The 24,969-nt window shown below is 37.9% G+C and carries 27 protein-coding genes; 24 read left to right on the top strand and 3 right to left on the bottom strand.

Annotated features, from left to right (window positions below; all coding sequences use genetic code 11):
- Positions 1 to 333 precede the first annotated feature (333 nt).
- From SPB_RS06030 to ldcB, 23 genes are all read left to right on the top strand, one after another.
- Positions 334 to 600, top strand: a complete 267-nt coding sequence (locus SPB_RS06030; protein WP_003103097.1) for an ACT domain-containing protein — start codon at positions 334 to 336, stop codon at positions 598 to 600.
- Positions 601 to 610: 10 nt separating this feature from the next.
- Positions 611 to 1,948 (top strand): PFL family protein, encoded by a 1,338-nt coding sequence (locus SPB_RS06025; protein ID WP_003103310.1) that lies wholly within the window; start codon positions 611 to 613, stop codon positions 1,946 to 1,948.
- Positions 1,949 to 2,083: 135 nt separating this feature from the next.
- Positions 2,084 to 2,788: a histidine phosphatase family protein gene (locus SPB_RS06020; RefSeq protein WP_003104397.1), complete on the top strand. Its 705-nt coding sequence runs from the start codon at positions 2,084 to 2,086 to the stop codon at positions 2,786 to 2,788.
- Positions 2,778 to 3,530, top strand: coding sequence for a M15 family metallopeptidase (locus tag SPB_RS06015; RefSeq protein WP_003104940.1), 753 nt, complete (start codon positions 2,778 to 2,780; stop codon positions 3,528 to 3,530). Before SPB_RS06020 ends, SPB_RS06015 begins: the two co-directional genes overlap by 11 nt.
- Positions 3,527 to 4,111 carry a glycoside hydrolase family 73 protein gene (locus SPB_RS06010; protein ID WP_003106010.1) on the top strand — a complete coding sequence of 195 codons (585 nt, stop codon included), beginning with the start codon at positions 3,527 to 3,529 and terminating at the stop codon, positions 4,109 to 4,111. The genes SPB_RS06015 and SPB_RS06010 overlap by 4 nt, the downstream gene beginning before the upstream one ends.
- Before the next feature lie 134 nt (positions 4,112 to 4,245).
- Positions 4,246 to 5,286, top strand: a complete 1,041-nt coding sequence (hrcA, locus tag SPB_RS06005; RefSeq protein ID WP_003102500.1) for a heat-inducible transcriptional repressor HrcA — start codon at positions 4,246 to 4,248, stop codon at positions 5,284 to 5,286.
- Between the two features lie 30 nt (positions 5,287 to 5,316).
- Positions 5,317 to 5,895: a nucleotide exchange factor GrpE gene (gene grpE / locus SPB_RS06000; RefSeq protein ID WP_003105282.1), complete on the top strand. Its 579-nt coding sequence runs from the start codon at positions 5,317 to 5,319 to the stop codon at positions 5,893 to 5,895.
- Between the two features lie 192 nt (positions 5,896 to 6,087).
- Positions 6,088 to 7,917, top strand: a complete 1,830-nt coding sequence (gene dnaK / locus SPB_RS05995; protein ID WP_003104808.1) for a molecular chaperone DnaK — start codon at positions 6,088 to 6,090, stop codon at positions 7,915 to 7,917.
- A 293-nt stretch (positions 7,918 to 8,210) separates the two neighbouring features.
- On the top strand, positions 8,211 to 9,350 hold the full coding sequence (dnaJ, locus tag SPB_RS05990; protein ID WP_003105587.1) for a molecular chaperone DnaJ: 1,140 nt from the start codon (positions 8,211 to 8,213) through the stop codon (positions 9,348 to 9,350).
- A 174-nt stretch (positions 9,351 to 9,524) separates the two neighbouring features.
- Positions 9,525 to 10,316, top strand: coding sequence for a trans-2-decenoyl-ACP isomerase (fabM, locus tag SPB_RS05985; RefSeq protein ID WP_003103890.1), 792 nt, complete (start codon positions 9,525 to 9,527; stop codon positions 10,314 to 10,316).
- Positions 10,317 to 10,391: 75 nt separating this feature from the next.
- On the top strand, positions 10,392 to 10,826 hold the full coding sequence (fabT, locus tag SPB_RS05980; RefSeq protein ID WP_003107571.1) for a fatty acid biosynthesis transcriptional regulator FabT: 435 nt from the start codon (positions 10,392 to 10,394) through the stop codon (positions 10,824 to 10,826).
- Positions 10,826 to 11,800 (top strand): beta-ketoacyl-ACP synthase III, encoded by a 975-nt coding sequence (locus SPB_RS05975; protein ID WP_003105070.1) that lies wholly within the window; start codon positions 10,826 to 10,828, stop codon positions 11,798 to 11,800. Before fabT ends, SPB_RS05975 begins: the two co-directional genes overlap by 1 nt.
- A 61-nt stretch (positions 11,801 to 11,861) precedes the next feature.
- Complete coding sequence (locus SPB_RS05970; protein WP_003102750.1) at positions 11,862 to 12,086, top strand: acyl carrier protein; 225 nt, start codon at positions 11,862 to 11,864, stop codon at positions 12,084 to 12,086.
- Between the two features lie 157 nt (positions 12,087 to 12,243).
- Positions 12,244 to 13,212 carry an enoyl-[acyl-carrier-protein] reductase FabK gene (fabK, locus tag SPB_RS05965; RefSeq protein ID WP_003103349.1) on the top strand — a complete coding sequence of 323 codons (969 nt, stop codon included), beginning with the start codon at positions 12,244 to 12,246 and terminating at the stop codon, positions 13,210 to 13,212.
- 21 nt (positions 13,213 to 13,233) lie between these two features.
- Complete coding sequence (gene fabD / locus SPB_RS05960; protein ID WP_003104249.1) at positions 13,234 to 14,154, top strand: ACP S-malonyltransferase; 921 nt, start codon at positions 13,234 to 13,236, stop codon at positions 14,152 to 14,154.
- Between the two features lie 12 nt (positions 14,155 to 14,166).
- Positions 14,167 to 14,901, top strand: coding sequence for a 3-oxoacyl-[acyl-carrier-protein] reductase (fabG, locus tag SPB_RS05955; protein ID WP_003105410.1), 735 nt, complete (start codon positions 14,167 to 14,169; stop codon positions 14,899 to 14,901).
- A gap of 16 nt (positions 14,902 to 14,917) precedes the next feature.
- A complete protein-coding gene (gene fabF / locus SPB_RS05950; RefSeq protein WP_003103325.1) occupies positions 14,918 to 16,153 on the top strand; it encodes a beta-ketoacyl-ACP synthase II in 1,236 nt (411 codons plus the stop codon).
- On the top strand, positions 16,153 to 16,632 hold the full coding sequence (accB, locus tag SPB_RS05945; RefSeq protein WP_003103660.1) for an acetyl-CoA carboxylase biotin carboxyl carrier protein: 480 nt from the start codon (positions 16,153 to 16,155) through the stop codon (positions 16,630 to 16,632). The genes fabF and accB overlap by 1 nt, the downstream gene beginning before the upstream one ends.
- A complete protein-coding gene (gene fabZ, locus SPB_RS05940) occupies positions 16,629 to 17,051 on the top strand; it encodes a 3-hydroxyacyl-ACP dehydratase FabZ (protein WP_003104549.1) in 423 nt (140 codons plus the stop codon). Before accB ends, fabZ begins: the two co-directional genes overlap by 4 nt.
- Positions 17,052 to 17,079: 28 nt before the next feature.
- A complete protein-coding gene (locus tag SPB_RS05935) occupies positions 17,080 to 18,444 on the top strand; it encodes an acetyl-CoA carboxylase biotin carboxylase subunit (RefSeq protein WP_003105768.1) in 1,365 nt (454 codons plus the stop codon).
- Between the two features lie 8 nt (positions 18,445 to 18,452).
- Positions 18,453 to 19,319, top strand: coding sequence for an acetyl-CoA carboxylase, carboxyltransferase subunit beta (accD, locus tag SPB_RS05930; protein ID WP_003103762.1), 867 nt, complete (start codon positions 18,453 to 18,455; stop codon positions 19,317 to 19,319).
- A complete protein-coding gene (locus tag SPB_RS05925; protein WP_003105632.1) occupies positions 19,316 to 20,086 on the top strand; it encodes an acetyl-CoA carboxylase carboxyl transferase subunit alpha in 771 nt (256 codons plus the stop codon). Before accD ends, SPB_RS05925 begins: the two co-directional genes overlap by 4 nt.
- Before the next feature lie 44 nt (positions 20,087 to 20,130).
- The gene (ldcB, locus tag SPB_RS05920) at positions 20,131 to 20,838 is read left to right on the top strand and encodes an LD-carboxypeptidase LdcB/DacB (RefSeq protein ID WP_003104672.1); all 708 of its coding nucleotides are present in this window, start codon (positions 20,131 to 20,133) and stop codon (positions 20,836 to 20,838) included.
- Between the two features lie 59 nt (positions 20,839 to 20,897).
- On the opposite strand, the gene serS is transcribed toward ldcB, so the two are convergent.
- Positions 20,898 to 22,175: a serine--tRNA ligase gene (gene serS / locus SPB_RS05915; RefSeq protein WP_003104085.1), complete on the bottom strand. Its 1,278-nt coding sequence runs from the start codon at positions 22,173 to 22,175 to the stop codon at positions 20,898 to 20,900.
- A gap of 306 nt (positions 22,176 to 22,481) precedes the next feature.
- Here serS and SPB_RS05910 point away from each other — a divergent pair, with 306 nt between their 5' ends.
- Entirely contained in the window at positions 22,482 to 23,558 is a 1,077-nt protein-coding gene (locus SPB_RS05910; RefSeq protein ID WP_003102969.1) for an acyltransferase, read from the top strand.
- A 27-nt stretch (positions 23,559 to 23,585) separates the two neighbouring features.
- Here the strand turns inward: SPB_RS05910 and SPB_RS05905 are convergent, their stop codons facing one another.
- Together SPB_RS05905 and SPB_RS05900 are read right to left on the bottom strand one after the other, a co-directional pair.
- Complete coding sequence (locus SPB_RS05905) at positions 23,586 to 23,948, bottom strand: DUF956 family protein (protein ID WP_003105332.1); 363 nt, start codon at positions 23,946 to 23,948, stop codon at positions 23,586 to 23,588.
- A 102-nt stretch (positions 23,949 to 24,050) separates the two neighbouring features.
- A complete protein-coding gene (locus tag SPB_RS05900) occupies positions 24,051 to 24,962 on the bottom strand; it encodes a PTS system mannose/fructose/sorbose family transporter subunit IID (protein WP_003104013.1) in 912 nt (303 codons plus the stop codon).
- Positions 24,963 to 24,969 lie beyond the last annotated feature (7 nt).

Raw genomic sequence — 24,969 nt, 5'->3', positions numbered from 1 at the left:
ATAGGAATTATAGCACTTTTGTAACTGTTGTCAACTAAATAAATTCTTTTATAAATATATTTTCTATTAAAAAAACACACCTAGAATCCTTATTAAATAAAGGATTTTAATGGTGTTGTTTTTTTAAGCAACATAAAATTGTCTTATCTTTTATTGGTTGCTATAATCATTATAGAGGAAGAGTGTGGTGATTTGGTGTCAATTGAGTGACAATTTTCATCTTTAATGTTGTAGTTGTCATCTGCTTGAAATGAATTAACGTATAAGAAGGAATTGGCTAGAATTGTACGGCTTTTTGTGGTAAAATTTAACAAATATTAGGAGGTGCTTCATATGAAAGCTATAATCACAGTTGTTGGTAAAGACAGTAAAGGAATTGTTGCAGGTGTTTCTGGTAAGATTGCTGAACTTGGTTTAAATATTGATGATATTTCGCAAACTGTCCTAGATGACTATTTTACAATGATGGCCTTGGTTTCAAGTCCAGATAAGCAAGACTTCACGGTCTTACGTCAAGTTTTTAAAGATTATGGTGATAGTTTACAAGTGAAGATTAACATCCAAAGTACAGCTATTTTTGACGCTATGCATAATTTATAAGGAGCCCTAAATGGATATCAAACAAGTTCGAGAAACTATCGACATGATTGAAGAGCAGCATTTTGATATTAGGACAATTACAATGGGGATTTCACTCCTTGATTGTATTGATCCTGATATTGACCGTGCAGCTGAAAAAATTTACAATAAAGTAGTGACTAAGGCAGCTAATTTAGTTGCTGTCGGGGATGCAATTGCTGCGGAATTAGGTATTCCAATTGTCAACAAACGCATTTCTGTTACACCTATTGCCTTAATTGGAGCAGCAACTAATGCGACGGACTATTTGCCGCTTGCCAAGGCTTTAGATAAAGCCGCGCATGAAATTGGTGTTGACTTTATCGGTGGTTTCTCAGCTCTAGTTCAAAAGGGCTACCAAAAGGGTGATGAGATTTTAATTAATTCTATTCCTAAAGCACTCGCTGAGACCCAAAAAGTCTGTTCCTCAGTAAACATTGGTTCCACTAAATCTGGAATTAATATGACAGCGGTAGCTGATATGGGCCGTATCATTAAAGAAACTGCTCAACTTTCTGACTTAGGTGCAGCCAAACTGGTCGTCTTTGCTAATGCTGTTGAGGATAATCCTTTTATGGCGGGTGCTTTTCATGGTGTTGGTGAAGCAGATGTCGTGATTAATGTCGGTGTTTCGGGTCCTGGTGTGGTCAAGCGTGCCTTGGAAAAAGTGCGTGGTGAAAGCTTCGATGTGTTGGCAGAAACAGTTAAGAAGACAGCTTTCAAAATTACTCGGATTGGTCAATTGGTTGGTCAAATGGCCAGTGAGCGTCTAGGCGTTAAGTTTGGGATTGTTGATTTGTCTCTTGCTCCAACACCAGCTGTTGGTGACTCTGTGGCGCGCGTGCTCGAAGAGATGGGTCTTGAAATGGTTGGGACTCATGGGACGACTGCTGCGCTTGCCTTACTAAATGATGCCGTAAAAAAAGGTGGTGTAATGGCCTGCAACCAGGTCGGAGGTCTGTCAGGTGCCTTCATACCAGTCTCTGAGGATGAGGGGATGATTGCAGCTGTACAGAATGGATCTCTGAACCTGGAGAAATTAGAAGCCATGACGGCGATTTGTTCAGTAGGTTTAGATATGATTGCTATTCCTGAGGATACACCTTATCAAACGATTGCTGCCATGATTGCTGACGAAGCAGCCATTGGTGTTATTAATCAAAAAACAACAGCTGTTCGGATTATTCCTAAGGGTAAAGTTGGAGAAATGATTGAGTTTGGAGGTCTATTAGGAGCAGCTCCTGTAATGTCCGTTAACGAGAACTCATCAGCAGACTTTATTGCCCGTGGCGGACAAATCCCGGCACCAATCCATAGTTTTAAAAATTAAATCGAAGACACTTGCTTTTGCAGGTGTTTTTTTTGATGATGCTTAAAAATTCAGTTAGCCTAATCAAATAACTTTGATTAATTGTCTGAAAGCCCTATTTAATGCTATAATATTAAAGAGAATCTGGAGGTTACTATGACAAAAACAAGATTATATATTGCTCGCCACGGGAAAACAATGTTTAATACAATTGGTCGTGCCCAAGGTTGGAGCGACACACCATTAACAAAAAAAGGTGAAGAAGGTATTAGAGAACTAGGATTGGGCTTAAAAGATGCGGCTATTCCTTTTCAAGCGGCTTTTTCAAGTGACTCTGGCAGAACTATGCAGACGATGGAGATTGTTTTACGTGAGTCAGAAAATGAGTTTCTACCTTATACTAAAGACAAACGTATCCGTGAGTGGTGCTTTGGTAGTTTAGATGGTGCCTATGACTCAGAATTGTTCCTTGGTGTTCTACCACGGACAAAAGCCTTTGAAGGCAAGGAAAATATGTCAGAAGTTCCTTATTCAGAATTAGCTCAAAGTATTGTCGAAGTGGATACAGCAAATTGGGCTGAACCATGGGAAGTATTGAGTAAACGGATTTATGAAGGTTTTGAAGCAATTGCTTTAGCCATTCAAAATGGTGGTGGTGGGAATGCCATTGTTGTTAGTCACGGAATGACCATTGGGACCTTCATGTGGTTGATTGATCCAAACCGACAAAAACAATACATTGATAATGGTAGTATCACAGTAGTCGATTTTGAGGACGGCAAATTTACCATTAATACAGTCGGAGATATGTCCTACCGTCTGCGTGGTCGTCAAATGATAGAAGAATTAAATGAAAAATAAAAACTTAGTCCTATTAGCAGGAAAAATCCTTGTTGTTTTCTTGTTCTTAAGTGGTCTGTACCTCTTTATTAGAGAAGATAATCCTAATCAGACCGTACGTCAGAACAAAGTTAATTTAACCAAAGATAAAAAGCATACAACAAGTAACAAGAAAATTACTGGGCTACCTAAGGTGTCGCCGAAAGACTGGGAACTAGTCCTAGTTAATAGGGACCATCCGACAGAGGAAATGAATCCGACAGTTGCTGATTTTAATGGCATTCAGTTAGACTCACGAATTGTTGAGGATGCGGCCGGATTTCTAGCAGCTGCGCAAGCCATTGACCCCGAAGAACATGTCATTTCAGGATACCGAAGTGTCGATACCCAAGCGCAACTTTATCAGTCTTACATCGATCAAGAGAAGGCGAATAACCCATACTTAACCGATACTGAGGCTGAAAAGTTAGTACAAACCTATTCCCAACCAGCTGGGGCCAGTGAACATATGACTGGTTTAGCCATGGATATGGGGACTTCCAATTATCTGAATCAAAGTCATGCTGAGACAGTTAAACAAATTGTTGCTCTTGCTGCTGACTATGGCTTTGTTCTGCGTTTTCCTGAAGGGAAAGAGAACATCACAGGTGTTGGTTATGAGGATTGGCATTACCGTTATGTGGGAAAAGCATCTGCTAAGTACATGGCTAGGCATAAGCTGACGCTAGAAGAATACATTACCTTATTGAAGGAGAATCAATGAGATCACGTTTAAAATTAAATTCATTTTTAATCTTGCTCTTTTTCTTTATCTTTGCCATGATCATGCCTTTAATCATGAATGCTAAGATACCTAATTCCAGTCAATTAATCAAGGTGCCTTATTCAGAGAAGGTTTTTATTGATGATGTTGCTAAGGAAGTTAAACCCTATGCCAAAGCCTATGGAGTTCGTCCTTCAATTATCATTGGTCAAATTTTAATTGATAGCCAAGGTGGCCAAAGTATCTTATCAGCAAAATATCATAATCTCTTTTCAATGTTGGCAAAACCTGGTGATAATTACGTTATTTTAGAGACGACAAAACCTGTGTTAAATAATCCGACAACCACAAAATTAAAATTTGCAACTTATCCAAGTTGGAAAGAATCTATTGCGGATTACTTTGCGAGTTTAAGTCAGGGACAGGTTTGGGACCAGCAACTATATCGTGAATTAGCTACTTTTGAAGGTTATAAATTGCCTGCTCAGTCTTTGGAAAAATACATCTATTCTTATGATAACAATTATGCTGCAAAACTGATTAAAGTTATTGAAGAAAAAGATTTAACAAAATATGATTAAGGGGATTAGCACTCTAAAAAAAGAGTGCTAATTTTTTGTGTTTTTCTCTTGACAAGGTTCATTTTAAGAGTATAATAGAAATATAAGTTAGCAGTCTAGATAGTAGAGTGCTAATGTAAAAAGGGGGATTGTTAATGATAACAGAACGTCAAAATGAAATTCTTAATCTAATTGTTGACCTCTTTACTCAAACACATGAACCTGTTGGGTCAAAAGCGCTCCAAGCCAGTATCGAATCAAGCAGTGCAACTATTAGGAACGAGATGGCTAAACTAGAAAAAATGGGATTACTTGAAAAAGCTCATACTTCTAGCGGACGCATGCCGAGTCCAGCTGGCTTTAAATTTTTTGTAGAGCATTCTTTGAGTCTTGATAGCATTGACGAACATGATGTTTATCAGATGGTTAAAGCTTTTGATTTCGAAGCTTTCAATTTAGAGGATATCTTAAAAAAAGCCAGTCAGGTTCTAGCAGAAATTACGGGTTACAGCGTAGCCATTCTTGATGTGGAACCGGCACGACAAAAATTGACGGGGTTTGACATCGTTCAATTGTCGACGCATGATGCTTTAGCTGTTTTAAACTTAGATGACTCCAAAGCACTAACTGTTCAGTTTGCAATTCCGAAAAATTTCTTGGCGCGTGATTTGCTCAAGTTAAAAGAAATTGTTGACGAACGGCTGACGGGTCGGGATTTGTTAGATGTGCATTATAAGCTAAGGACTGAAATCCCTCAAGTTCTACAGAAATATTTCATAATTACGGATAATGTTTCCGACTTATTTGATTATATTTTCAGTAGTCTTTTTCAGGAAACGATTTTTGTTTCTGGGAAGGTAAATGCTCTTGGGTATGCGGGAATTGAAACCTATCAATTCTTAGATAGTGAACAAGCTCTAGCAATTTCAATCAGGCAGGGGATGGCAGAGAATGAAATGGCTACTGTTCAGGTAGCTGATAGTAGTGAACCTGCTTTAGCCGATTTAAGTTTACTTACTTACAAATTCTTAATTCCTTATAGAGGGTTTGGTTTACTCAGCTTGATTGGTCCAATTGACATGAATTATCGTCGGAATGTCAGCTTAATTAATGTTGTTGGACGGATATTAGCTATGAAGTTGCGAGACTACTACCGTTATCTTAATAGTAACCACTATGAAGTTAATGAATTTTAATAGATACAGATATGAAAAGAGGTGCTTGAATTGTCAAAACATACAAATGATGACATCAAAAACGAAGAACTGAACGAAGAACTGAATGAGGATTTAAATCAAACAACTGAAGAAGTTGTTGACACTGATCAAACAGTTGAGGAAGTTCCTGAAGAGGAAAAAGCTCCTGAAAAAAGTGAGCTTGACTTAGCTAAGGAACGGGCTGAGGAATTTGAAAATAAATACCTTCGGGCTCATGCCGAAATGCAAAATATCCAACGTCGAGCTACTGAAGAACGCCAAACGATTCAACGTTATCGTTCGCAAGACCTTGCTAAAAAAATCTTGCCAAGTCTAGATAACTTAGAACGTGCACTGGCTGTTGAAGGCTTGACAGAAGATGTTAAAAAAGGTATAGAAATGGTTCAAGAAAGTCTACTTAATGCCCTTAAAGAAGAAGGCATTGAAGAAGTCCCTGTTGAAACATTTGACCACAACTTGCATATGGCTATTCAAACTATGCCATCCGATGATGACCATCCAGCTGATTCTATTGCTCAAGTTTTTCAAAAGGGTTATAAACTCCACGAACGCTTGTTAAGACCAGCAATGGTAGTAGTTTACAACTAGGATGCAAAGGGCGTTAGAAATCTGGAAGAAAATAGGAAATCTATAGAAAATACTGATTTCCTATATGATTTATCCAATCTCACTAAGATTTCAGCCTGTGCTCAGCTAATTAATATAAAATCGAAATTATTATTTCGACCGCCAAGTCGTTAAACTAGACAAGTATTAGAAAAAAGTAAAGAGGTATAAATTATGTCTAAAATTATTGGTATTGACTTAGGTACAACTAACTCAGCTGTAGCAGTACTTGAAGGTACTGAATCAAAAATTATTGCAAACCCAGAAGGAAATCGTACAACACCCTCAGTAGTATCATTTAAAAATGGTGAAATCATCGTTGGTGATGCTGCAAAACGTCAAGCAGTGACAAATCCAGAAACAGTAATTTCTATTAAATCTAAAATGGGTACTTCTGAAAAAGTTTCTGCAAATGGTAAAGAATACACTCCACAAGAAATTTCAGCAATGATTCTTCAATACCTTAAAGGTTATGCTGAAGACTATCTTGGTGAAAAAGTAGAAAAAGCCGTTATCACTGTACCTGCTTACTTTAACGACGCACAACGTCAAGCTACCAAAGATGCTGGTAAAATTGCTGGTTTAGAAGTTGAACGTATTGTTAACGAACCTACAGCAGCAGCTTTAGCATATGGTATGGATAAAACTGATAAAGAAGAAAAAATCTTAGTATTTGACCTTGGTGGTGGTACTTTTGACGTATCAATTCTTGAATTAGGTGATGGTGTCTTTGATGTACTAGCTACTGCAGGTGATAACAAACTTGGTGGGGATGACTTTGACCAAAAAATTATTGATTTCTTAGTAGAAGAATTCAAAAAAGAAAACGGCATTGACCTTTCACAAGATAAAATGGCATTACAACGTTTGAAAGATGCTGCTGAAAAAGCTAAAAAAGATCTTTCAGGTGTTACTCAAACACAAATTAGCTTGCCATTTATTACTGCTGGTAGCGCTGGCCCGCTTCACTTAGAAATGAGTATGTCTCGTGCGAAATTCGATGATCTTACACGTGACTTAGTAGAACGTACTAAAACACCAGTTCGTCGTGCATTATCAGATGCTGGTCTTTCATTATCGGAAATTGATGAAGTTATCTTAGTTGGTGGTTCAACCCGTATCCCAGCTGTTGTTGATGCTGTTAAATCTGAAACTGGTAAAGAACCAAATAAATCAGTTAACCCTGATGAAGTTGTAGCGATGGGTGCTGCAATTCAAGGTGCTGTTATCACTGGTGATGTTAAAGATGTCGTACTCTTAGATGTAACTCCATTATCACTTGGTATTGAAACAATGGGTGGTGTATTTACTAAACTAATTGATCGTAACACAACCATTCCAACTTCTAAATCACAAGTCTTCTCAACAGCAGCAGATAACCAACCAGCTGTTGATATCCATGTACTTCAAGGTGAACGCCCAATGGCAGCAGATAACAAAACACTTGGTCGATTCCAATTGACTGATATTCCAGCTGCACCACGCGGAATCCCTCAAATTGAAGTAACTTTTGATATTGACAAAAATGGTATTGTTTCTGTTAAAGCAAAAGACCTAGGTACTCAAAAAGAACAACATATCGTTATTAAATCAAATGATGGTTTGAGTGAAGATGAAATCGATCGTATGATGAAAGATGCTGAAGCTAATGCTGAAGCAGATGCGAAACGCAAAGAAGAAGTTGACCTTAAAAACGAAGTTGACCAAGCTATTTTCGCAACTGAAAAAACAATTAAAGAAACCGAAGGCAAAGGATTCGACACAGAACGCGATGCTGCTCAATCAGCTCTTGATGAATTAAAAGCTGCTCAAGAATCAGGTAACCTTGAAGAAATGAAAGCTAAACTTGAAGCATTAAATGAAAAAGCTCAAGCATTAGCAGTTAAGATGTATGAACAAGCTGCAGCAGCCCAACAAGCAGCTCAAGGTGCTGAAGGCGCTCAATCTACAGACCAAGCTTCAAATGGTGATGATGTTGTAGATGGTGAATTCACGGAAAAATAAAACAGTCCTGTGGACTGTTTTATCCCACGGGCCTAGAAATAGGAAGCGAGGGGCAAACACTAGTTCAATTCAACGAACGATAGTAGTATTCCAAAAAGGCGGGGCGCCTCGCCCCGTCTGTTTTGGCTACTATAGGTCAACTAAAAAGAAATCTTTCTATCATTATTGGATTTCTTGGCAACCATAATAAAAGGCTATCAAATGATTTGTGTGAAATTTGAAGTAGTCTATAACATAGAGAGGAAATTAACCTGCCTTAAGGACTTAGTCATCGAAGGGAGGAAACTAAATATATGAATAATACTGAATTTTATGAACGTCTTGGGGTATCAAAAGATGCTTCCTCGGATGAAATAAAAAAAGCTTATCGAAAAATGTCTAAAAAATATCATCCAGACATTAACAAAGAAGCCGGAGCTGAACAAAAATACAAAGATGTTCAAGAAGCTTATGAAACATTAAGTGATTCGCAAAAACGAGCTGCCTATGATCAATATGGTGCAGCTGGTGCGCAAGGCGGCTTTGGAGGACAAGGCGGTTTTGGTGGCGGTTTTGATGGGGCTGGCTTTGGTGGCTTTGAAGATATCTTTTCAAGTTTCTTCGGCGGCGGCGGTGGCATGCGTAATCCTAATGCGCCTCGACAAGGTGATGACCTTCAATACCGTGTCAATCTAAGTTTCGAGGAAGCTGTTTTTGGTGCCGAAAAAGAGGTTACTTATAACCGTGAGTCAAGTTGTTCAACATGTAATGGTTCTGGAGCTAAACCAGGTACAAGTCCTGTAACCTGTGGACGCTGTCATGGTGCAGGTGTTATCAATGTGGACACACAGACACCACTTGGTATGATGCGTCGCCAAGTTACATGTGATGTCTGCCACGGAACAGGTAAAGAAATCAAAGAACCATGTCAAACTTGTCACGGAACAGGTCATGAAAAAGAAGTACATAAAGTTTCTGTCAAAATTCCTGCAGGAGTTGAAACTGGTCAACAAATCCGCCTTCAAGGACAAGGTGAAGCTGGAACAAATGGTGGGCCTTATGGCGATCTTTTTGTTATTTTAAATGTATTGCCAAGCAAACAGTTTGAACGAAATGGCTCTACAATCTATTACACAATGAACATCAGCTTTGTTCAGGCCGCTCTGGGAGCAAATGTTGATATCCCGACAGTGCACGGAGAGGTAGAAATGTCTATCCCAGCAGGAACACAAACAGGTAAAGTCTTTAGACTCAAAGGCAAGGGGGCTCCAAAACTTCGCGGAGCTGGCCAAGGTGATCAACATGTAACCATTAATGTTGTGACACCGACAAAATTAAATGATCAACAAAAAGAAGCATTGGAAGCCTTCGCCGCAGCAAGTGGTGAAAGTATTTCACGCCCTAAGAAAAAGGGTTTCTTTGATAAAATGAAAGATGTCATTGAGGATATTTAAAAAAGATAGAGTGCTAACTCTCTATCTTTTTTTGTATGGAAATAGCAAAGATTTCAGAATAATATTTATATTTTTCTTGCATGATTTCTTCAAGTAGTGTAAAATACATTTAAATAGTTTGATAATCAAATTATTTGAGTATAAAATAATTTGTGTATTAGAAAGTGAGAAGTCATGAATTATCAGCATATTCTTTTTGAAATTGATGAAGATACAGCCTACCTTACATTTAATCGAGTGGAGGTAGCCAATGGATTTAATATCCCCATGTGTCAAGAAATTTTAGATGCGCTAGCAATTGTCAAAAAAAAACAAGCAGTTCGTTTTCTTGTTATCCAAGCTGAGGGGAAAATCTTTTCAGTTGGTGGTGACTTGGTGCAAATGCAAGAAGCAGTCGAGCAGGATGATGTTAATTCTTTAGTGAAAATAGCTGAGCTTGTTCAAGATATCTCTTATGAGATTAAGCAATTACCCAAGCCTGTTATCTTAGCTGCGGATGGGGCAGTAGCTGGTGCAGCATTCAATATTGCTTTAGCTGTTGATTTTTGTCTGGCAAGCACTAATACCAAATTTGTCCAAGCTTTTGTAAATGTTGCCTTAGCTCCTGATGCTGGAGGCTTATACTTGTTAACTAGAGCTGTTGGCGTCAATAAAGCAACTCATTTGGTGATGACAGGTGAAAGCGTTACTGCTGAAAAAGCCTTTGATTATGGCTTTGTCTATAAAGCTGTAGAGCCTGAAAAACTAAATAGAGCATTGGAACAATTGCTAAAACGACTTAGAAGAGGATCTTCTAATTCTTATGCAGCAATGAAAGGGTTGATTTGGCAAAGTAATTTCTCAGATTGGGATGCTTATGCTAAACAAGAATTGCAAAGCCAAAAAGACCTAGCCTTTAAGGAAGATTTTAAAGAAGGTGTTATAGCCTATGCTGAAAGAAGAAGACCTAACTTTATGGGGCAATAAGTAACTCATCTTGCAAAATACTTTGGTGTTTGATATAATTTGACTATCAAAGCTTATTTGCTGGGAGGTGTAGAATTGGAATACAATAAAATCAATGATTACTTAGTCGACGTCTTTAATAGGATTTTAGTAATTGAAGAAATTAGTTTAAAGACTAGTCAATTTAACGATGTTTCACTAAAAGAAATGCATACCATTGAGATTATCGGAAAATATGACAATGTCACACCAAGTGACGTAGCTAGGGAACTAATGGTTACCTTAGGTACAGTCACAACTAGTTTAAATAAACTTGAAGCAAAAGGTTATATTAATCGGACAAGGTCAGTCAACGACCGTCGCGTCGTTTTTTTATCTCTGACAAAACGGGGAAGACTACTCAATAGATTGCATGCTAAATTTCATAAAAATATGGTCGGTCATGTGACTGAAGGTATGGATGAGGAAAGCATGGAAGCCCTATTGAAAGGTCTCAAAAACTTACATCAATTCTTGGAGGACTTGATTTAATGCCTTTTGCAAAAATCAGTCAAGTAGCACACTATGTTCCAGACCAAAAAATTGAAAATGATAAACTAAGTCAAATTCTTGATACAAGTCATGAGTGGATTCAATCACGGACAGGAATTGAATCACGTTTTATTAGCTTTAATGAGAATACAAGTGATCTAGCTAGTCAGGTCGCTCTTCAATTAATCGAAGGAGCTAAACTTAATTCAGATCAAATTGACTTTATTATTGTGGCAACGATTACGCCTGATTCGATGATGCCTTCTACGGCAGCCTTGGTTCAAGCGAAAATAAAAGCAAGTCATGCTTTTGCCTTTGACTTATCTGCTGCCTGCAGTGGTTTTGTATATGCTTTAGCGATGGGTGAGAAATTGATTGCTTCAGGACAGTACAAAAAAGGACTAGTTATCGGGGCAGAAGTTATATCAAAAACAATTGATTGGTCAGACCGAACGACTGCAGTACTATTTGGTGATGGTGCTGGAGGGGTCTTACTTGAAGAGAGTCAAGAAAAACATTTTTTGGCTGAATCACTACATACTGACGGGTCACGTGGTCAGAGTTTACAAGCTGATCAGAAGCCATTGGCTTCACCTTATTCTGAAACTAGCCAGTCAAATCCTTATTTGACTATGGATGGTCGCTCAATTTTTGACTTTGCCATTCGAGATGTCTCAAAAAGCGTCTCTGAATTGATTAATAGCTCTGCTATTTGCAAAAAAGAAATTGATTATGTTTTTTTCCATCAAGCCAATCGACGTATCTTAGATAAAATGGCTCAAAAGATCGCTTTACCTCGAGAAAAATTTCTTGAGAATATGATGACTTATGGAAATACCAGTGCAGCAAGTATCCCAATCTTGCTTTCAGAGTCAGTTAAAAATGGGAAAATTAAATTAGATGGTAGCCAAACAATCTTGCTTGCCGGTTTCGGTGGAGGTTTGACATGGGGAAGTCTAATTGTTAAAATCTAGTTATATCATGTGCCTAGCACATTTATAAAAAACATATACATTACTTAAGGAGAAAATAAAAATGGCAGTATTTGAAAAAGTTCAAGAAATTATCGTTGAGGAACTTGGTAAAGAAGCAGAAGAAGTGAAAATGGAAACAACTTTTGACGAGTTGGATGCTGACTCACTTGATGTATTCCAAGTTATCTCTGAAATTGAAGATGCGTTCGACATCCAAATTGAAACTGAAGAAGGCATTAAAACAGTAGGTGATTTAGTTGCCTATGTTGAATCAAAAACTAAATAAGAAAAACAGATAAAAGTTCATCTAAAATTAGCTTACTAATAAGATTATCTTTGACTTGTGGGTGAGATTAGCCCCTTTATTGGACCTAACTCACTCTTTCTTTTTTTATAATAGTTTGATAATCAAACTATTTTCTTAAGTAAAGTAGGAAAAATTAATGAAAACACGTATTACTGAATTATTAAATATCAAATATCCAATCTTCCAAGGGGGTATGGCTTGGGTAGCAGATGGTGATTTAGCCGGGGCTGTTTCAAATGCTGGTGGTTTAGGTATTATTGGCGGGGGAAATGCACCCAAGGAAGTTGTCAAAGCTAATATTGATAAAGTAAAGTCAATTACTTCAAATCCTTTTGGAGTTAATATTATGCTCCTTTCGCCTTTTGCAGACGACATTGTCGATCTCGTTATCGAAGAAGGTGTAAAAGTAGTTACTACTGGTGCGGGTAACCCTGGTCGTTATATGGAGCGCCTTCATGCAGCAGGAATTCAAGTTATTCCGGTTGTTCCAAGTGTTGCATTAGCAAAACGAATGGAAAAACTAGGTGTTGATGCTGTTATCACTGAAGGAATGGAAGCTGGTGGGCACATTGGAAAATTAACAACGATGACCTTAGTTCGTCAAGTTGTAGAAGCAATCTCAATTCCCGTTATTGCTGCTGGTGGAATTGGTGATGGAGCTGGCGCGGCCGCAGCCTTTATGCTGGGAGCTGAAGCGGTGCAAGTTGGAACAAGATTTGCCATCGCAACCGAATCAAATGCGCACCAAAATTTCAAAGATAAAATCCTCAAGGCCAAAGATATTGATACAGTTGTTTCTGCTCAAGTTGTTGGACATCCAGTTCGCTCAATCAAAAATAAACTAACTTCAGCTTATGCAAAAGCAGAAAAAGAATATCTTTCTGATTTAAAAACGGTTGAGGATATTGAAGAAATGGGTGCGGGATCATTACGTGATGCGGTTGTTGACGGCGATGTTGTTAATGGCTCTGTTATGGCTGGGCAAATAGCTGGTTTAATCAACAAAGAAGAGACATGTCAGGAAATTCTAGAAGATATTTTCTACACAGCTGCCGATGTTATCAATAAAGAAGCACAGCGCTGGGCTTCAGTGAGCAGAATCTAGACTGGAAAAAGAGGAAAAAAGATGACGAAACTTGCATTTCTATTTGCAGGACAAGGTGCTCAAACAGTTGGCATGGCTAGAGATTTGTATGACACATATCCAATTGTTAAAGTAACGTTTGAGCAGGCCAATTCAGTTTTGGGTTATGATATTCGTTCTTTAATCGATCAAGATTCAGAAAAGCTCAATCAAACCAGATATACTCAACCAGCCATTTTAACGACTTCAGTAGCTATATACAGACTCCTAGTCGAAAAGGGGATTCATCCTGATTTAGTTGCTGGTTTGTCACTTGGCGAATATTCTGCACTGGTAGCTACTGATGCACTTTCTTTTGAAGATGCTCTGCAATTGGTCCAAAAAAGAGGACAATTAATGGAAGAAGCTGCTCCTGCCGGAACTGGTAAAATGGTTGCTATTTTGAACACGGATGCATCTATAATCGAGACTGCCTGTGAGCAGGCGTCTTCTTTAGGAGTCGTGGCTCCTGCTAATTACAATACACCAAATCAAATTGTGATTGGTGGTCAAGTTGAGGCAGTTGAACGAGCTTTGGTATTGCTGAAAGAAGAAGGGGTTAAACGAATGATTCCTTTGAATGTATCTGGTCCATTCCACACGGCACTGCTAGAGTCAGCAAGTCAAGAGTTGGCAAAAGTTCTTGAAAAACAAGATTTCAAAGAGATGATGGTTCCACTTGTAGGTAATACAGAAGCAAGTGTTATGAAATCAAGTCGAATTAAGGAGTTGTTAACTAGACAGGTAATGGAACCAGTTAGATTCTATGACAGTATTGAGACCATTCGTTCAATGGGAATTAACCATTTTGTTGAAATTGGTCCAGGAAAAGTACTTACTGGATTTGTTAAAAAAATTGACAAAAATTTATCATGTATAAGTATCGACTCGGTTGAGAGTCTTAAACAGTATCTTAATCAATAGAAAGGTAAATTAATGGATATAAAAGAGAAAAATGTTTTTATTACAGGTTCAACACGAGGCATTGGTCTAGCAATTGCCCATCAATTTGCAAAAGCAGGTGCTAATGTTGTCATTAATGGTCGCTCAAAAATTTCGGAGGATTTATTAAGTCAGTTTAAAGATTATTCTGGACAAGCATTGGCGATTTCTGGTGATGTGTCAGATTACAATGACGCAAAACGGATGGTTGAAGAAGCTAGTCAATCATTAGGGACAATTGATGTCTTGATTAACAATGCTGGAATCACCAATGATAAACTTCTTTTAAAAATGACAGAAGAGGATTTTGAACAAGTCCTAAAAATCAATTTAACTGGTGTCTTTAATATGACCCAGGCTGTTTTGAAACCCATGACTAAAGCTCGACAAGGTGCAATTATTAACCTTTCAAGCGTTGTTGGTCTAACAGGTAATGTTGGCCAAGCTAACTATGCTGCTTCAAAAGCTGGTTTAATTGGTTTTACAAAGTCAGTTGCGCGTGAAGTTGCTGGTCGTAAAGTAACTGTTAATGCAATTGCACCAGGCTTTATTGAATCAGACATGACCGGTGCACTACCAGAAAAAATGCAAACATCGATTTTAAGTCAAATTCCAATGAAACGCATTGGTCAGCCAGAAGAAGTAGCACAGTTAGCTCTCTTTTTAGCCAGTCAAGAATATATTACAGGACAAGTTATCGCCATTGATGGTGGCGTAACCATGCAATAAGTATAGGGGAATGAGAATGAACGGAACTAGAGTTGTAATTACAGGTTATGGTGTAACATCACCAATTGGAAATACACCAGCAGAATTTTGGACTAACTTGAAAGAAGGAAATATTGGGATTGGACCAATTACCAAATTTGACAGCAGTGACTATCAAGTGAAAAATGCGGCCCAAATAGATGATTTTCCTTTTGATAAATATTTTATCAGAAAAGATTTGAATCGTTTTGACATGTATTCATTGTATGCCCTTTATGCCTCATTAGAAGCTGTTGAAAATGCTAAATTAGATTTAGATAGTTTAGATCCAGATCGCTTTGGTGTTATAGTAGCAACAGGTATTGGGGGGATTAAAGAAATTGAAGATCAAGTTATTCGACTTCATGAAAAAGGACCACGACGCTTGAAACCAATGACATTACCAAAAGCCTTACCAAACATGGCAGCTGGAAATGTGGCAATGCGTTTGAAAGCACAAGGAATCTGTAAATCAATTAATACAGCATGTGCTTCTTCAAACGATGCCATTGGTGATGCTTTCCATACAATTAAGTTTGGTTTACAAGATATTATGGTTGTCGGTGGTGCAGAAGCAGCAATCACACCATTTGCTATCGCTGGCTTCCAGGCTTTGACGGCTTTATCTACTACAGAAGATCCAAAACGCAGTTCAATTCCATTTGATAAAGATCGTAATGGATTTATTATGGGTGAAGGATCTGGGATGCTTGTGCTTGAAAGTTTAGAGCATGCCCAAAAACGTGGAGCAACTATTTTAGCTGAAGTAGTCGGTTACGGGAATACTTGTGATGCCTATCATATGACTTCTCCTCATCCAGAAGGTCTCGGTGCGCGTAAGGCAATTATACTAGCCTTAAATGAAGCTGGTATTGAAGCTAATCAAGTAGATTATGTAAATGCTCATGGAACTTCTACACCAGCCAACGAAAAAGGTGAAAGTAGTGCCATTGTTGCAACTTTAGGAAAACAAGTTCCGGTTTCTTCAACTAAATCATTTACAGGTCACTTACTTGGTGCTGCTGGTGCAGTAGAGGCTATTGCAACTTTAGAAGCTATGCAACATTCTTACATCCCAATGACTGCTGGAACTCAAGAATTATCTGAAGATATTGAAGCAAATGTCATTATGGGACAAGGACAAGAAGCAGAAATTAAGTATGCTATTTCAAATACTTTTGGATTTGGCGGACACAATGCTGTTTTAGCCTTCAAAAAGTGGGAGAATAATTAATGGAAATCAAAGATATTAAAGATTTGATGGCACAATTTGATGATTCAAGTCTTAAAGAATTTACATACCAAACCAAAGAAGAAGCTATTTCATTTAGTAAAAATGAAGTTAAAATAGAAAATCAAAAAAGAGAATTTGAGGTACCACAAAGTCCATCAAAACAACTTAGTGAAAAGTCGGAGACTGAATTGACATTTGATAGCTCAAGAAGCAATCTTTCAGAGGAAGAATCAACAAGTGCAGAAGGTCAGGTAGTGAATAGTCCTTTAGTGGGTGTTGCCTATTTATCTTCAGCACCTGAGAAAGACAATTTTGTTACAGTTGGAGACCAGGTTAAAAAAGGACAAACACTCTTAATCATCGAAGCCATGAAAGTGATGAATGAAGTTCCAGCCCCATGTGATGGAATAGTAACTGAAATTCTTGTTAACAATGAGGACTTAGTCGAATTTGGGAAAGGATTAGTGAGAATTAAATGATCGATATTAAAGCTATTCAAGAAGCTTTGCCCCATCGATACCCAATGCTTCTAGTTGACCGTGTATTGGAAGTGTCAGATGATCAGATTATAGCTTTGAAAAATGTTACAATCAATGAACCTTTTTTTGAAGGGCATTTCCCGGGCTATCCAGTAATGCCTGGTGTTCTTATCATGGAAGCCTTAGCACAAACAGCAGGTGTCCTAGAATTATCAAAAGAAGAAAACAAAGGGAAACTAGTTTTCTACGCAGGTATGGATAAAGTTAAATTTAAAAAACAAGTTGTTCCAGGTGATCAATTAATCATGACTGCGACATTTGTTAAACGCCGTGGCACTATTGCAGTTGTCGAGGCAAAAGCAGAAGTTGATGGGAAATTAGCCGCAAGTGGCACCTTAACCTTTGCAATTGGAAACTAAAAAATAGAAAGTCTCTCTGGGGGAAGTTATGTTTAAAAAAATCTTAATTGCTAATCGCGGTGAAATCGCTGTGCGTATTATCCGAGCGGCTAGAGAACTTGGAATTTCCACAGTAGCTGTCTACTCTGAGGCAGATAAGGATGCCCTTCATACGGTTTTGGCGGATGAAGCCATTTGTATCGGCCCGGCCAAATCAACTGAATCTTATTTAAACATGAGTGCTGTGCTGTCTGCAGCGATAATTACTGGAGCACAAGCCATACATCCTGGTTTTGGTTTTTTGAGTGAAAATTCAAAATTTGCAACAATGTGTGAAGAAATGCAAATTAAGTTTATTGGACCTTCTGCATCCATTATGGATAAAATGGGTGATAAAATTAATGCGCGTGCTGAAATGATTAAGGCAAGTGTACCTGTCATTCCTGGTTCAGATGGCCAAATTCACACAGTTGAAGAAGCAAGAAAGTTAGCAGCCTCAATTGGATTTCCACTGATGCTTAAAGCATCAGCTGGTGGCGGTGGTAAAGGCATTCGTAAGGTTGAACAAGAAGTTGACTTAGTTGCTGCCTTCAATTCTGCATCCCAAGAAGCAATCAGTGCTTTTGGTAATGGTGCTATGTATATGGAAAAAGTTATCTACCCAGCAAGACACATTGAAGTACAAATTTTAGGTGATGCTTTTGGTCATGTTATTCATTTGGGTGAACGTGATTGCTCATTGCAAAGAAATAATCAAAAGGTGCTTGAAGAAAGTCCGTCAATTGCTATTGGGAGAAGCTTAAGACAGGAAATGGGTGATGCGGCGGTGCGTGCTGCCAAAGCTGTTGGTTATGAAAATGCGGGAACCATTGAATTCTTACTGGACGAAGCTAGTGGACAGTTTTACTTTATGGAAATGAATACTCGAATACAAGTGGAACACCCAGTGACTGAATTTGTGACTGGTGTTGATTTGGTAAAAGAACAAATCAAGATTGCTGCGGGCATCCCATTGGAGCTAAAACAAGAAGATATTCAGTTTCGTGGGCATGCTATTGAGTGTCGGATTAATGCTGAAAACCCAGACTTTAATTTTGCACCAAGTCCTGGGCGGATTAGTGATTTATATTTGCCAAGTGGTGGGGTTGGACTAAGGGTTGATTCAGCTGTTTATCCGGGTTACACCATCCCGCCTTACTATGATAGTATGATTGCTAAGGTTATTGTTCATGGTGAGAATCGTTTTGATGCCTTGATGAAAATGCAAAGAGCTCTCTATGAGATGGAGATTGAAGGTGTTTCGACCAATATTAATTTCCAATTGGATCTTATTGCTGATAAACAAGTTATTGCTGGAGATTATGACACGTCATTTTTGATGGAAACATTTTTACCAAACTATAATAAAGAATAGGAGTAGATATGTCGTTATTTAGAAAAAAAGACAAATATATTCGTATCACTCCTAATCATTCTGCGTCCAGTGCTACTAGTAATCTTGTCCCAGAAGTACCTGATGAACTCTTTGCTAAATGTCCGTCTTGTAAACATCTGATTTACCAAAAAGATTTAGGATTGACTAAAATTTGTCCTCGATGTTCTTATAATTTTAGGGTTTCTGCTCAAGAACGATTAGAAATGGTTGTTGATAAGGACTCGTTTAGTGAGTTGTTTAATGATATTGAGACCAAAGACCCTTTGAATTTTCCTGATTATCAGAAGAAAATTAGTCAAGCAAGACAAAAGACTGGTTTACATGAAGCTGTTCTCACTGGTAAAGCATCAATTAAAGGAAATAACGTGGCCCTAGCAATTATGGATAGTCATTTTATTATGGCTAGTATGGGGACGGTTGTTGGTGAAAAATTAACTAGATTAATTGAGTTAGCGATTGAAGAATCTCTTCCACTGGTGATATTCACTGCCTCTGGTGGAGCTCGTATGCAAGAAGGAATCTTTAGCTTAATGCAAATGGCGAAAATCTCGGCAGTCATTAAAAAGCATTCGAAAGCAGGGCTTTTTTACTTGACCATTCTGACAGACCCAACAACTGGTGGGGTGACCGCCAGTTTTGCCATGCAAGGTGATATTATCTTAGCGGAGCCTCAGTCCATGGTTGGTTTTGCGGGACGTCGTGTGATTGAGACAACCGTCAGACAGGATTTACCGGAGGATTTCCAAAAAGCCGAATTTCTCTTAAGTCACGGCTTTGTCGATGCTATTGTGAAACGAACTGATTTACGACGAACGATTGCCAAATTACTTGACTTACATGGAGGTAGCAAATGACAGATACAGCTAGAGTTTTAAAAGAAGCCCGTGATCAGAGTCGTTTGACTGCTTTAGACTATGCTAAAGTGCTTTGTTCAGATTTTATGGAATTACATGGTGATCGGCAGTTTGCGGATGATGGTGCTATCATTGGAGGAATTGGACACCTTGGTCAGGATCCTGTTACTATTATTGGGATTCAAAAAGGCAAAAACCTTCATGATAATCTCCACCGCAATTTCGGTCAGCCTCATCCTGAAGGCTATCGTAAAGCTTTGCGATTAATGAAACAGGCTGAAAAGTTTGGGCGACCAATTGTCACTTTGATTAATACAGCGGGTGCTTTTCCAGGGATTGGTGCTGAGGAACGTGGGCAAGGAGAAGCTATTGCCCGTAATCTCTTAGAAATGAGCGACCTAAAAGTTCCAATCATTGCTGTAATCATCGGTGAGGGAGGTTCTGGAGGAGCATTGGCCTTAGCTGTCGCTGATAAGGTTTGGATGCTTGAAAACACCATTTATGCAGTTTTGAGTCCGGAAGGTTTTGCTTCTATTCTTTGGAAGGATGGCTCGCGCGCCAGCGAAGCGGCTCAGTTAATGAAAATTACATCTCGGGAGTTATTGCAGATGGGCGTGATTGATCATATTATAGCTGAACGAGGCTATTTTTCATCTGAAATAATTGATAACTTACGTGACCAGTTGATCAAAGAATTTACAGAATTAAAAAAATTGACACTAGACCAATTGGTGGAAAAACGTTATCATAAATTTAGACTATTTTAAAATCCTTTTTATAAGGATTTTTTTGATGACTAGGAGGTCCTTGCTTGAAAAAATATTCTTACTTACTCTTAATTCCTCTTTTGTTCACTTTAGCAGCATGTCAACAGAACCAATCACAAGGTAAAACGAAAGATTCTGAAAAAATTACAGAATCTTCACAGCCGAAAAAGAAAGTGGCTAGCAAAAACAGTAAGTCTGCTAAGGTTACAAACAACGGTTCTTATTATAGTGTAGAAGGAAAATATGGACCAGTAATTATTGTTAATAAACAACACCCATTAGATAAGAACTATAATCCTGGGGAGGACCCTCAAGCTAAGGAAGCTTTCTTACAAGTTTTAGCTGCGATGAGAAATCAAGGTTTTTCAGTTAGTGAGCAATATAGTGGGTTCAGGTCCTATGATACACAGACAGAACTCTATCAAAATTATGTCAATCGGGACGGACAAGCTCAAGCAGATCGCTATTCTGCAAGACCTGGCTACAGTGAGCATCAATCCGGTTTGGCTTTTGATATCCTTGATGGTCAGGGAAATTTATTAGAAGAACCACAAGCATCTCAGTGGCTTTTGGAACATGCGCCTGATTATGGTTTCGTTTTGCGTTATTTGCCTAGTAAGGAGTCCTCTACGGGTTATCAGGCAGAGAGCTGGCATATTCGTTATGTTGGTAAAGAAGCAGGTGACATCGCTAAATCTGGCAAAACCTTAGAAGAGTACTATGGTGTACCTGGTGGAGATTATACTAATTAATACAAAACAACCATTAAAACAAAAAAGACAAAGCTAAGGCTTTGTCTTTTTTGTTTATTTTATTTTGGTGCAATAACTTCAGCCCCACCCATATATGGGCGTAGTACTTCGGGAATTGTTACAGATCCATCCTCGTTTTGGTAGTTTTCAAGGATTGCTGCTACGGTGCGCCCTACGGCCAAACCTGATCCGTTCAAGGTATGCAAGAGTTTAACCTTGCCATCAGCTTCGTCGCGGTAGCGGATTTGAGCGCGTCGCGCTTGGAAATCTTCAGTGTTTGAACAACTTGAAATTTCACGGTAGGTGTTTTGAGCTGGAATCCAAACTTCTATATCATAAGTTTTAGCTGCTGAGAAGCCCATATCTCCTGTACAGAGTGTAATAACACGGTATGGAAGATTAAGTTTTTGAAGTATGTTTTCAGCATTAGCTGTCATTTTTTCCAATTCTTCATAAGATTCTTCTGGTTTAGCAAATTTTACCATTTCTACTTTATGAAATTGGTGCAGACGAATCAAACCACGTGTGTCACGTCCTGCAGAACCGGCTTCAGAACGGAATGATGGACTCATTGCTGTGAAGTATATTGGTAGTTCTTTGCCTTCCAAAATTTCTCCACGGTAGTAGTTGGTCAATGGTACCTCAGCAGTTGGGATGAGAACAAAGTTTGTATCTTTTAATTCAAATGTATCTTCTTTAAATTTAGGATATTGTCCTGTACCGAACATTGAGTCATGGTTGACCATGTAAGGTGTAATAATTTCTTGGTAGCCTTCTTTTCCATGTTCATCTAACATAAAGTTATAGATGGCACGTTCTAAACGGGCGCCTAAGTTTTTGTAGAATAAGAAGCGGGCTCCGGTTACTTTAGCTCCACGTTCCCAGTCAAGGATATCGAGGTTTTCTCCAATTTCCCAATGAGGTTTAGCTTCAAAACCAAATTCGGGTGGTGTACCCCAACGACGTACTTCCACGTTTTCGTCTTCGTCAGCACCAACTGGAACTGAGTCATGAGGTGTATTAGGTAAAACTGTGATGATTTCAGTAACTTTTTCATCAATTTCTGCTAATTCAGTATCAATTGCTTTTATATCTGCAGAAACTTTTTGCATATCTTTAATTTGTTGATTAGTATCTTCTTTTTGACGTTTAGCTTGAGCAATTGCAGCTGAAGCAACATTACGTTCTGCTTTTAATTCTTCTGATTTAATTAATAAATGACGACGCTTTTCATCAAGTTCCTTAAGATTAGCAAGAACATCTTCTTTGACACCACGAACTTTTAGTTTTTGTGCGACTTGATCAAAATCGGTACGAATACGTTTTAAATCTAACATAGTTTTACTCCTTTAGTATATAAAATAAAAAGCACAGATTATGTTATCGCTGGAGCGCTTTTGCGCGGTTCCATCCAGCTTCACAATCTGTGCACTTAATTAATATCTGATTATATGTGTCGGTAGAATTTCATATTGCTAATCTATCTGTTCACAGCGACCACAGACTTCCTGAAAGCTTAGTAAATATTACTTATCCGATAAAATCATTATATCAAAAAAAGAAAAAAAGTAAACTCTTTCCCTAAAATTGTCTCTGAATAGTTGAAAATAGCATAAATATAAGACTTATGATAAACTTATTTCATGACAGAATTGATAAAAAAACGAAAAAGAGAGCACCACTATGGGCTTGATTTACTCCGTATTATTTCTATGTTTATGATTGTTATTACCCATGTTCTAGGTAAGGGTGGCTTAAGGTCTTCAGTTGCTGGTGCCGGTGAGTCTGATTCTTATTTCGTTGTTACTTGGGTGATTCAAGTATTAGTTTATGGAGCAGTAAATTGTTATGCCTTAATTTCTGGTTATGTTGGAGCTTGCTCAACATATAAATATTCAAAATTATTAAATATTTGGTTACAAGTATTCTTTTATACTTTCACCATTACCACTGTTTTTGCCCTTTTTGGTTACCATGTGACCTTAAATGATTGGCGGCACACATTTTTTCCAATAGTCAGTGGCGAATATTGGTACATGACTGCTTATTTTGGCTTATTAATCTTTATGCCTGTCATCAACGGTGGACTTAAGTCGATGTCGGATGTACAATTGAGAAATCTTGTTGTACTTATGGGCATATTCTTTTCATTCTTACCAGCTCTAATGAATAATCGTGTTAATGAGTTCTCACTGAGTAAAGGTTTTGAAATGACATGGTTAATAATTCTCTATATCGTTGGGGCGTATTTACATCGAATTGATTTAAAAAAATATAGTACAAAAAAATTATTAACAATTTATACTATCTGTATGTTGATTACTTACAGTATGAAATTTATTGTAGGTAACATTTGGTATTGGTATGTCTCACCAAGCCTTAGTATGGGAGCCATTTCATTATTTATCATTTTTGCTAAAATGAAAATGCCAAATAATAAAGCTCTCCTAAAGTTTATTGCTATTGTCTCACCAACGACATTAGGTGTTTATTTAGCTCACCTTCATCCTTTACTTGTTCGCTTTGTTATTCGAGATTTTGCCGAACCATTTGTTAAAGCACCAATTCTGGTCTATCCATTTTTGATATTAGGAGTTAGTATCATAATTTATCTGATAGCATTTATAGTTGAAAAAATTCGACTTAAAGTCTTTAAAATTTTTCAAGTGGCTCGAATTAGCCATTGGATTGATGATAAATTCCCATTTACGGAATTATAAAAAACTGTTAGAAAATCTAACAGTTTTTTATTTACGTTTAAACCATTTTTGAATCATCATTTGAATCAGAGTAGGAAGTTTTATCACTTTATCGTTGCCAATATAACCTCGAGCAATTTTTAAAATTTTTCCAGAATCTTTGGAAGCGAACAAGAATTTACCTTGATCGGTGAAAATCTCAAAATGGCGACTTACTTTTTTACCCGAAACGTTGGCACCGATTTGATTGATTGATGACCATGGAATTTGAATATAATCGTCAACATTTCTGTCGTTATAAAATTCAAATGCATTATCACCAACTAAAATTTTTCCAACTTTGCCCCCCATACCTAAGTAAGAAGTAGCCTTCGTTTGGAAGTCAACCGTAGTATTCATTGATTTTGCCAAAGTGAATCTCCCTTCATTGAGTTAAAAATATTATAGCATATGAAGAGTAATCATATAACCTATCAAAAAAAAACCTGGGATTTAATCCCAGGTTTAAGTCTATTACATGATACCGAATAGACGAGCAAGGATACCAACGACAAACAAAGCGATAATGATTGTAATTGGAGACACTTTTTTCTTAAGTAACCACATACATAAGAATGTAAGTGCAAGACCCATTAATCCAGGGATAAGTGAATCAAGTTGTCCTTGAAGAGATTGTGCTTGATATTTATCAAGGCTCATACCACCAATAGCTTGTCCTAAAATACCTTTTAATTCAGCACCGTTGATGTTTCCTTTAGGGAATTCAACATAAGCACCTTTTGATAAAAGTTTTGAAGGAAGAGCTACAGTAAATTTGATTGATACCCAACGTTCAACCAATACTGCAAGGATGAACATACCAAGGATTGATGCACCTTTAGTGATGTCTTGTAAGATACCACCAGACATGTCTTTAGTGATTTCAGAACCCGCTTTATAACCAAATTCTTGTGTATACCATAAGAAGGCCATACGGATGATGTTCCATCCAAGGAAGAAAATGATTGGTCCCATGATGTTACCAGATTGTGCTAATGACGCACCGAGAGCTCCCAAGATTGGACGAACTGTAAACCAGAATACTGGATCACCGATACCGGCCAAAGGTCCCATCATACCGATTTTAACCCCTTGAATAGCAGCATCATCGATATCAGTACCATTAGCTCTTTCTTCTTCAAGAGCTAGGGTAACACCCATAATAGGTGCAGCTACATAAGGGTGAGTATTGAAGAATTCTAAGTGGCGAGTAAGCGCAGCCGCTTGATCTTCTTTAGTTGTGTATAATTTCTTGATTGCTGGAATAAGAGAATAAGCCCAACCCAAGTTTTGCATACGTTCATAGTTCCATGAACCTTGCAAGAATTGTGAACGCCACCAAACTTTTTGGCGATCAGCTTTTGATAATTTAATTTGTTCAGTCATGTTAGGC

Origin of the sequence: Streptococcus parauberis NCFD 2020, assembly GCF_000187935.1 — a bacterium.
GTDB lineage: Bacteria > Bacillota > Bacilli > Lactobacillales > Streptococcaceae > Streptococcus > Streptococcus parauberis.
Note: the sequence above shows the minus strand (reverse complement) of the source record. Positions and strands in the feature narration are given on the sequence as shown.